General features: G+C 59.5%; 10 protein-coding genes. 6 read left to right on the forward strand and 4 right to left on the reverse strand.

The genetic code is table 11. From position 1 onward, the window contains the following. The 4 genes from FJ490_RS16175 to FJ490_RS33560 all read left to right on the forward strand — a co-directional run bounded on the left by FJ490_RS16175 (nucleotide 1) and on the right by FJ490_RS33560 (nucleotide 1,964). Entirely contained in the window at nucleotides 1-342 is a 342-nt protein-coding gene (locus tag FJ490_RS16175; RefSeq protein WP_140500656.1) for a hypothetical protein, read from the forward strand. After that, nucleotides 339-1,217 (forward strand): cytochrome c oxidase assembly protein, encoded by an 879-nt coding sequence (locus FJ490_RS16180; RefSeq protein WP_140728353.1) that lies wholly within the window; start codon nucleotides 339-341, stop codon nucleotides 1,215-1,217. Before FJ490_RS16175 ends, FJ490_RS16180 begins: the two co-directional genes overlap by 4 nt. Nucleotide 1,218: 1 nt before the next feature. Next, the gene (locus FJ490_RS16185; RefSeq protein WP_246672639.1) at nucleotides 1,219-1,605 is read left to right on the forward strand and encodes a c-type cytochrome; all 387 of its coding nucleotides are present in this window, start codon (nucleotides 1,219-1,221) and stop codon (nucleotides 1,603-1,605) included. A 233-nt stretch (nucleotides 1,606-1,838) separates the two neighbouring features. Beyond that, nucleotides 1,839-1,964 (forward strand): hypothetical protein, encoded by a 126-nt coding sequence (locus tag FJ490_RS33560; RefSeq protein ID WP_263486168.1) that lies wholly within the window; start codon nucleotides 1,839-1,841, stop codon nucleotides 1,962-1,964. Nucleotides 1,965-2,292: 328 nt separating this feature from the next. Here the strand turns inward: FJ490_RS33560 and FJ490_RS16190 are convergent, their stop codons facing one another. After that, nucleotides 2,293-3,282 (reverse strand): NAD-dependent epimerase/dehydratase family protein, encoded by a 990-nt coding sequence (locus FJ490_RS16190; protein WP_140728351.1) that lies wholly within the window; start codon nucleotides 3,280-3,282, stop codon nucleotides 2,293-2,295. 572 nt (nucleotides 3,283-3,854) lie between these two features. On the opposite strand from FJ490_RS16190, the gene FJ490_RS16195 reads away from it, so the two are divergent. Next, a complete protein-coding gene (locus tag FJ490_RS16195) occupies nucleotides 3,855-4,730 on the forward strand; it encodes an ABC transporter permease (protein WP_140521294.1) in 876 nt (291 codons plus the stop codon). 3 nt (nucleotides 4,731-4,733) lie between these two features. After that, nucleotides 4,734-5,963, forward strand: a complete 1,230-nt coding sequence (locus FJ490_RS16200; RefSeq protein WP_140728350.1) for an ABC transporter ATP-binding protein — start codon at nucleotides 4,734-4,736, stop codon at nucleotides 5,961-5,963. A gap of 9 nt (nucleotides 5,964-5,972) precedes the next feature. Here FJ490_RS16200 and FJ490_RS16205 read toward each other — a convergent pair whose 3' ends face one another. The 3 genes from FJ490_RS16205 to FJ490_RS16215 are packed head-to-tail and all read right to left on the reverse strand — an operon-like array spanning nucleotide 5,973 to nucleotide 8,723. Then, complete coding sequence (locus tag FJ490_RS16205; RefSeq protein ID WP_181165252.1) at nucleotides 5,973-6,911, reverse strand: glycosyltransferase; 939 nt, start codon at nucleotides 6,909-6,911, stop codon at nucleotides 5,973-5,975. Beyond that, nucleotides 6,908-7,786 carry a glycosyltransferase gene (locus tag FJ490_RS16210; protein ID WP_140622712.1) on the reverse strand — a complete coding sequence of 293 codons (879 nt, stop codon included), beginning with the start codon at nucleotides 7,784-7,786 and terminating at the stop codon, nucleotides 6,908-6,910. Before FJ490_RS16210 ends, FJ490_RS16205 begins: the two co-directional genes overlap by 4 nt. After that, the gene (locus FJ490_RS16215; RefSeq protein WP_181165251.1) at nucleotides 7,779-8,723 is read right to left on the reverse strand and encodes a polysaccharide deacetylase family protein; all 945 of its coding nucleotides are present in this window, start codon (nucleotides 8,721-8,723) and stop codon (nucleotides 7,779-7,781) included. Before FJ490_RS16215 ends, FJ490_RS16210 begins: the two co-directional genes overlap by 8 nt. Nucleotides 8,724-8,761: the final 38 nt, after the last annotated feature.

Consider the following 8,761-nt stretch of genomic DNA (forward strand, 5'->3'; position numbering starts at 1 on the left):
ATGCGCGCGGTCCGGTTGGGAACTTCCTGGGGTGGGCTTTTGTCGGGCCCGTTGGCTTGGGCGGTCTCGACGCAACTGAACTACTCGCTGGTTCCCTGGCAATGCAATCACCAGGTGCCGGTCGTGCTTCCCTTAGCGTTGCTGCTGGCCTTGTTCTCGCTTCTGGGCGGTGCTCTGTCCTGGCAGGCAAAGCGGCAAGGCGGCGCTGCTTTCAAAGCAGAACGCACGCGCGGTACCGAGCATTTCGTCGCCGATCTCGGCATGCTGGCGGCTCTCCTGTTTGCACTGGTCATCATCATGCAGGGAAGCGCCGCACTTATCCTGGACGAGTGTCTGCGATGAACCTGGCCACTCTCTTCTCCACCTCGATCTGCTATGGCTCCGGCGCGCCCGAGGTCGGATGGACACTTGCGCTTCCCATCACGGCCCCGCTGACGGCCGTCGCGCTCATCTACATGGCCGGTGCGATGCGGCTGTGGCGCCGCAGCACTCGCGGCCGTCCGCTACGGATGCGTCAGGCGCTGCTGTTTGCCGCCGGCTGGAGCGTACTGACGGCAGCGTTGGTCAGTCCGATCCATGCTCTCGGCGAGCGGCTGTTTGTCGCGCACATGATCGAACACGAGTTGCTGATGGCAGTGGCGGCGCCGCTGCTGGTCATCGCCTGCCCCGCCCCTGCTCTGCTGTGGGCATTTCCCGTAACGTTCCGGCGTGCCCTGGGTATGGTTGGGCATGGCAAATCGCTGCGAGCGCTCTGGACCTTTGCGAGCCGGCCTGTCACCGCAACGATTGTTCACGGGTTCGCGATATGGGTGTGGCACATTCCGGTCCTGTTTGAGGCAGCGCTCGAGCATGGCGTGCTGCATTATGCCCAACATGCGAGCTTCCTCGGCACCGGCCTGCTCTTCTGGTGGGCGTTGCTGCCGCGCCAAGGCCAGCAGCAGGCCTATGGAAGTGCCGTGATGCATCTTTTCTTCACCTCCCTGCACACCGGCCTGCTCGGCGTCCTTCTTCTTCTATCGCCGAAGCTCTGGTACCCGGAGAATGCTGCCGGGGCGGCAGTGTGGAATTTAAGCCCGATCGAGGACCAGCAGCTTGCCGGGCTCGTTATGTGGGTCCCGGCCGGCCTTATCTATGGCGGGGCAGCGCTATTGCTGGCCGGCCTCTGGATAACGACGAGCGGAACCAGGAAGGTCGCGCATGCGTTCTGGCCCATCTAAATTGATCATCGCCGTGTGCATTCTGCTGGTCGTCGCGGGCGGCGCGCTAGCATTGTGGGCCGACCGGGTCCGTCGGGTGCAGCAAGAGGCGGACGCCGCTACCGGCGGCGTCGGTGCACGTGCGGTATCGATCATGCTGGCGAATGGCTGCGCCGGCTGCCACACCATCACCGGTGTACCCGGTGCGGTAGGCCACGTCGGCCCACGCCTGGACGCCAGTCTATCTGACAGGATTTATGTTGGCGGCGTGCTGGCTAACAATCCGGAGAACATGATCCGCTGGATACGATCAGCAAGGGACATTAATCCGCACACCGCCATGCCCTCCACCGGCATCACCGAGCAGCAAGCGCGTGACATCGCCGCCTATCTCTATGCTTTGAGATAGACCAGTCTCGCCGCCTCGGCGGGACCACGGGCTGCGCCCAGGACCATAGCCGACCGACGGGGGAACAAAGCTGCCCGATTATGGTTTGGACAGCAGCCGGCGCAGTACAAATTCAAGTCCGCCGTGCTGCTGGGTCATAAGCCCCAGCCAAGAGCCCGCTTCCCCCTCCCTCAAGAGCGGGCTCTTTCCTTGTGGATCGATGCGGAGCGATCAGGGGCGAGGACCGAGGCGACATGAAGCAACTTCTGTCAGATCTCGCCGCAATGGCCGAACCCGGCTTCTGGATCGCCTTGGGGCTTTTAGCCCTGCCTTACTCCGTGGGAGTAATCTTCCTGATCAAGACATGCCACTGCCTCTGATCGCCCAGCCTTCCGGTCGTACGGGCTTTATTACCTGCCAGCGCAAGATGTGAGTGACCATCACGAACTGGAATCGTCGCCAAGGCCATCCGCGCCGCTCGAACACCCATAAGGTTGCCGACCACGCGTTGGAGGAAGCATGCATTGCCGCGGGAGGAGCCTCCCGCACTTGTATGTCGCCTTCGGTGGCCCTGAACGATGCACAGAAGCGCGCGTTCACAGCATCGAACTGGCCGGTTGAACATACCGCGACGTTGGTCGAAGGAACCGGATTGCGGCGAGCACATTTCTCCCCTTTTTCGGTCACATTTTATCGGGCGGATCCCACTCACACCGATGCGGCAACCATCGAGTCTGAGGACACACTGGACAAATCGTTCTGTTGCTGGTGGCGAAACCAGTCCAGGGTGAGGCGCACACCCTCTTCAAGAGGTATTTGACAGGCCCAGCCGGGGATGATCCTCCGCGCTAGAGTTAAGTCCGGACAGCGGTTCGTCGGATCTTGGGGGATCGGATCAACATGCACGATTTTGGTGCCTGGCACCAAGCCCGCGACGTAACGGGCAACATCGACAACGGAAATCTCGCGATCGTTTCCGATGTTCAGGGGACCAATATAACCATGCTCCTCCCCCCAGAAGAATTGTTCTAGGCCGTCCACGATATCGCTGACGTATCCCCAACTCCGCGACTGCAAGCCGTCGCCAAAAACGATTATAGGTTTGCCGAACAGCGCATTCGTGATGAAATTTGATACTGCACGTCCATCGTCAGGTCGTGTCCTAGGTCCGTAGACGTTGAACAATCTTGCAACTCGAATGTCGAGCCCGCTCAATCGGTTACTCGCAAAAAGCAGGGCCTCGGCGCAACGCTTACCTTCGTCATACGATGAACGCGGCCCGGTGCAATCAACGGAGCCCCTATAAGTTTCCGGTTGCGGCGTTACCAGCGGATCGCCGTAAACCTCAGACGTGGACGTGAAACAGAAGCGGCCCCCGGCGCGAAGAAGGGTCAGAAGCCGCATAGTTCCTATTACGTTGGCCGAGATGGTTCGTACCGGATCTTGCATATACCAGGGAGGCGAAGCAGGCGAGGCGAGATGATAGATCTCGTCAAAAAGGCTCCCCTGCTGAAAATCTTCAACAGCCACATCTACCACGACCAAGCGAGGGTCGGCGATATGATCCAGATTGGCACGAGTACCAGTCCAGAAATTGTCAACAGCAACAATTCGATTGATTTCTTGCCTTAACAACAGTCGATCAACCAGGTGGGATCCGATGAACCCGGCTGCTCCCGCGACAAGAACACTTTTCATTTCCGACCCAAAGCTTTGCAGCTTGCTCAGGAGCTATGAACGCTGACTCGTCAAGCCGTCTGAATTTCCAATGAGATGTCACTCCCTCCACGCAATGATGGTTCGCGCAACGCGCATCGCCCGAACAACCCTAATCCGCGCAAATAGTACCACCCCATTGGACAATGGCACATCTTAAGGACCCTGTCACCAGCGGTGCAGTGCATACACTACACTGTAAAAACGAAAGATTTCTGTAGCCTGACTATCTTCGATGGGCATAACATCACCACAAGTTCAATAGGGAAATGTATCCTCGACAACCCAGCACAGGTGGGAGAATAGCGGTAGAAACTCAGACGGCCCGGGCAGGTGTTCGTTCGCATCCGGATCGAATATAAAGTCCGTGTGCGAGAAATGCCCTCCGTCCGATTGGACTTATCGAACAACGGGGATATGCGGCGCGATCTCGCGCCTCCGGAGGATCTGGTCGAGCATTGAGGGCGGCTGCTATGCGCTCTCGAATGGTGAGGCTCGTGAACGGCAGGCACCATCAAAAGTGCTGATTGCACTGCGCGGAAATGTAGGCCTCAATGGGGCTGTCAAGGGAGGCGGACGCCATCATCGTGTCGGACCAGACAGGCGCGCAATCAGCTGTCGTGACAATCATCGATCCGTCCCGCAAGCGGGGACTGTTCGAACCTTCCGAGCTTTGGCGATATCGGGAAGTTGTGTTCTTCCTGGCCTGGCGTGATTTCAAGGTCAAATACCGGCAGACTTATCTGGGCATCCTTTGGGCAATGCTGCAGCCGCTCGTTGCTATGTCGGTCTTCAGCATCTTCTTCGGCAAGCTCGCAGGCATTTCATCCAACGGCGCGCCATACCCGCTATTTGTTCTGTGTGGGCTTGTGCCATGGAGTTTTTTTTCGCGAGCCGTCGCCAGCATGACGGGCAGCCTCGTCAGAAACCAGGAACTGGTGAAACGCGTCTATTTCCCGCGTCTGATCATTCCCATCTCCACGATGGCCTCATGCCTGACCGATATGCTCGTCGGCTTCGCTCTTTTGTTCGCCGCCATGCTGGCATTCGGAAGCTGGCCGGCACCACAAGCAGTCTTCTTGCCGCTGTTCGTGCTCGTAATGGCTGCGTCAGCGACTGGAGTGGGCGTGGCATTGTCGGCGATCAACGTTCGCTTTCGCGATGTGGGCTATCTGTTGCCGTTCAGCCTTCAGATACTTCTGTTCATGACCCCGATCGTGTATCCAGCCAATCTCGTCCCTCAATTGTGGCGGCCGCTCTATAGTCTGAACCCAATGGTTGGGACAGTCGAAGCCATCCGCTGGAGCGTGCTGGGCACGCCTGCGGACTGGCTCATGATCTCGATATCAACGCTCTCCTCGCTAGCCCTTCTCGTTGCCGGACTGACTATCTTCTCAAAATCCGAACGCGCGTTTCCGGACCTGATCTGAGTGATGACCGACATCGTGATCCAGGCTGCCAATCTCTCCAAGGCGTATAGACTTGGTGTGGCGAACAACAGCTTCCCCACGCTGCGAGACGCGCTCGCCAGCAAAAGGCGGGGTCTTCGCGGGGAGGCCGATACAAGCCACCGCAAAGGTGCGGACGAGCCGTTCTGGGCGTTGAAAAACGTCTCCTTCGAGGTGCACGCAGGCGAAGTCCTTGCCGTGATCGGTCCCAACGGTGCAGGAAAGAGCACCATTCTCAAGATACTGGCGAAGATCGTGGAGCCGACTTCCGGCCGCGCGACGATACATGGACGGCTGGGAGCTTTGCTGGAGGTCGGCACGGGGTTCCATGCCGAACTGACCGGCCGTGAGAACATTTATCTCAACGCGGCCATACTCGGCATGCGGCGCGTCGAGATCAATTCCAAGCTTGACGAGATCGTGGATTTCTCCGGGGTCGAGCCGTTTCTCGATACGCCTGTCAAACGATACTCAAGCGGCATGTACTTGCGTCTGGCCTTCGCGATTGCCGCCCACGTCAATCCCGACATTCTGGTGGTCGATGAGGTCTTGGCCGTCGGCGATGCCACGTTCCAGAAGAAATGCATTGCCAAGGCAGCGAGCATCGCCGGGACAGGCCGCACCGTGCTGATCGTCAGTCACCAGATGCCGGTTCTGCAGCGACTTTGCACCCGCGCAATCCTTATCGACGGCGGGACGATCCAGGCGGACGGCCCGACTCAGGACGTGGTCCGGGATTATCTCCAGACGCTGGAGGCCCGCGCAGGAACCGATCTGAGTGTGCGATCCACGCGTACCGGGCGCGGCCGCCTCCGTGTGGTCGGCATCGAAGTCTTCAATGAAATGGGTTCCGTCGCGTCCGGGCAGCCGGCGACTTTTCGGTTTCAGGTTGATGGGCCGCGCGAAACATTGCAGTGCCTTGTGACTATCATTGATGATCTCGGGGATCCTGTGACCTCATTTGATAGCCGGGAACATTCCCTGCATGACCGTCAGGGCGAAGTCTACACGGTACATGTAGACAGCCTTATGCTGAGACCAGGGCGCTACAGGATTGACGTAGCGCTGGTGGCGGACGACAGGGTGGTCGAAGACCATGTCGAGACGGCCGCCGTGTTCGATGTCATGCCCGGTTTGCTCGACGATCGACCGGTCAGCGCCCAGCCTGGCTTTGGCAATGTCAGCTTCCCGCATCGATGGGTGGTCAGGAAGTGACGCCTGTTTTCACCTGGCCACGTGCGCAAGCTGTCGCCAAACCCTGCGCCGCTGCTTTGCTGTCCACATCATGATCTTCAGGGCAAGCCGTTCGGCTTTGCTTCCGATCGTTGCAGGCGTGACATAGGGCGCGCGTGCCAGCCGCAGCGCCAATTGGAGGCGGAAATCCCGCGTTCCACTTTCCATCATATGCTCCGCGATCCAGTCCAGAAAAGCGGCGCGGGCGGGGTGTTTCCCCATCCGATCGTAGAGCCCTCGCTGAGTGGCAATCGCCGAGGCCGAACAGGAATGCTGCCGGTAACGTGCGAGAGTTACAGGAGTGATAAAGGCTGGGAATCGCAGGAATAGCTTCGCCCACAGAGCCTGGTCTTCATAGAGCTCAAAGTGCTCCTCAAAGCCACCAACCGTGCTAATCGCGCTTCTCCGCAAGAGCACGGAACAGGTGCACGGCACGTGGCCGTCCTGCATCAGCAGCAGCCGACCCAAAAGCCGGGGAGGCTGATGTAAGCGTGCGGCAAGTCCATCCGTCGGCTCGACCCAGTCGGAGCGCGCTCCATCCGGGTACCACCATTTGGTCGGCCCGAAAATCATTGCGGCATCCGGGTTGGCATCGGCTGCCGCCAGGACCGTCTGCAGCATATGCGGCTCGTACAAATCATCTGCATCCAGGAAGGCAAGCAAATCGCCGCAGCTGGCCGCTATTCCGGCGTTTCTCGCTGCCGCGGCGCCACGCTTGGATCCGGGAGGCCTGCGCAGCACCTTAATTCGAGGATCGATTGCCGCGGCATCATTGGCGATCCTGATACTGTCGTCCGTCGAATTGTCGTCAACCAGCAAGAGCTCCCAATCTGCAATCGTCTGGGCCCGGACGCTGGCGATCGCTTCACCCAGATTTGACGCCGCATTGAGGAAGGGGGTTATGATCGTCACCCGCGGCACGGAAGTCATCGCTGCAGCCGTCTTACGATGCTTCGCTTGCTCGTCTTCCAGGTTTCGCGCGCGAGCACTTTCCAGATTGCGGAACGAATGCGGAAGGAGGCGCCCTGATCCGCCATCACCCCATTCAGCCATCTGAGAAACGTGATACGCGCGGCTTCGTCAGCGCCTGCCCTGGCAGAAGCGGCAGAGCAGCTTTCGACGTGCTGGCGGTATCTCGCCCAGGTCTGGCCGGACACGTAGACGGGCGCGAATGCGAGCGCCTTCGCAAAGAAGGTCTGGTCTTCGAACATCAGGCGGAAGCTGTTCTCGAATCCCCCGAGCGTTGCCAACAAACTTGAACGCATCAGGGCGTTGCAAGTTGTCGGCGTCTGGGCTTGGTTCTGCAGCAGCAGTTCCAGCAGCACGGGCGGATCGTATCGGGCGTTCGGTTCGACTCCGAGCGGGTAATAGTAGTCCGCACGACCAGCAAGCTTTGCCCAGCTATGCCAGATCAACGTCCGGCCGTAGATTAGACCGAGCGCCGGATCGTTTTCCATGATGGAGACTTGTTCGGACAGCTTTTCGGGCAGCCATGTATCGTCTGCATCGAGAAACGCGACATAGGCGCCCCGCGCCTCGGCCAGCCCGCGGTTGCGCGACGCGCTGATACCATGATTGCCCTTGTCGGGATGGGAGAGTAGTCGCACCTTGCCTGGCAAGCGCTGCGCATAGTCGCGCACGATGACAGATGACCGGTCCGTCGAGCCATCGTCGACGACGAGGAGTTCCCAGTCGGTGAAGCTTTGACCTACAACGCTGTCAATAGCTTCTCGGAGATATTTCTCGCCGTTGAACACGACGATGATTCCCGTGACGCGCGGTTCTCGGCATGCATGGTCAGCCATGGCAAAGGACCGCGCGCCGGAACTCTATCTCACCCCAATCAGCGACCGTGACCCGCGGCAGTCGGAAAGGGTCGACCCTGAGCCCAGCTTCACGCGGCAGGGTGGTTACTGCATAGTCCATGCCAGCAGATCTTACCGCTTCGGCGGTGCTGTCGTCGAAGTCTCCGAAGGGGTATGCGAATCCCGCCACCCTCCGCCCTGTAATCTCTTCGCATTGTTGACGGCTAGCAGAGATCTCGCGTTCAAGACTGTCCCGTTTCAGCAACGGCAGGGATGGATGCGTGCAGGTGTGGGCACCGATCGAAACGCCATCGGTGTCGGCGAGATGCCGCAGCTCCGAATGAGTCATGGCGCGGTCACGCCTTCGGGGGCTGGCGTCGGTTCCTGCCCATCTTGCCAGCTGCTGCAGCGCCCTCCTCCGTTCGTGTACTCTCAACGGCTTCAGCAGTGCGTGCAAGCCGAAATGGAGCGCCGTGCGGCTGATGACGAGATTCGATTTCGCGCGCGTGGCGTCCTCCGTCACGAGCCAATCATAGTTTCGGCCTGCGATCTGGATCGCGAGCCTCTCCGGGAGAGCAGGCGTTTCCAAAGTGATGCGCGACAGAATATCCCACCAGAACACTGAGGGGTCGCTGAGCGCGTGGGTAGTGACGAAGACGGTCACAGGAGCGTTCATGCGTAGCATGACCGGCACGGCATTTTGCACGACATCCGCATAACCGTCGTCAAAGGTAACTGCCGCGGCATTTCTCGCTGGCTTTCCGTCCCGAAGCCGTTGTGCCAGCCATTGCAGGGGAACAATATCGCGCGCCTTTGTCAGGATTTCGATTTGGCGTGCGAAATTTTGTGGCGAGACCGAGAGTTCCCAAGGATCGACGCGTGGTTCTCCGACGCGATGATACATCAGCACGAGCGGCCGGTTGTAACCGGCAAGCAATCGGCCCCGTCGCAGGAGCTTGCTAAGAGCTTGACGCA

Source organism: Mesorhizobium sp. B2-5-11, assembly GCF_006440835.1.
Classification (GTDB): Bacteria; Pseudomonadota; Alphaproteobacteria; order Rhizobiales; family Rhizobiaceae; genus Mesorhizobium.

Excerpts from the sequence above, each read along its gene's own strand:
- FJ490_RS16175 (WP_140500656.1), top strand. The coding sequence starts at position 1 with ATGCGCGCGGTCCGGTTGGGAACTTCCTGGGGTGGGCTTTTGTCGGGC.
- FJ490_RS16180 (WP_140728353.1), top strand. The coding sequence starts at position 339 with ATGAACCTGGCCACTCTCTTCTCCACCTCGATCTGCTATGGCTCCGGC.
- FJ490_RS33560 (WP_263486168.1), top strand. The coding sequence starts at position 1,839 with ATGAAGCAACTTCTGTCAGATCTCGCCGCAATGGCCGAACCCGGCTTC.
- FJ490_RS16190 (WP_140728351.1), bottom strand. The coding sequence starts at position 3,282 with ATGAAAAGTGTTCTTGTCGCGGGAGCAGCCGGGTTCATCGGATCCCAC.
- FJ490_RS16195 (WP_140521294.1), top strand. The coding sequence starts at position 3,855 with ATGGGGCTGTCAAGGGAGGCGGACGCCATCATCGTGTCGGACCAGACA.
- FJ490_RS16200 (WP_140728350.1), top strand. The coding sequence starts at position 4,734 with ATGACCGACATCGTGATCCAGGCTGCCAATCTCTCCAAGGCGTATAGA.
- FJ490_RS16205 (WP_181165252.1), bottom strand. The coding sequence starts at position 6,911 with ATGACTTCCGTGCCGCGGGTGACGATCATAACCCCCTTCCTCAATGCG.
- FJ490_RS16210 (WP_140622712.1), bottom strand. The coding sequence starts at position 7,786 with ATGGCTGACCATGCATGCCGAGAACCGCGCGTCACGGGAATCATCGTC.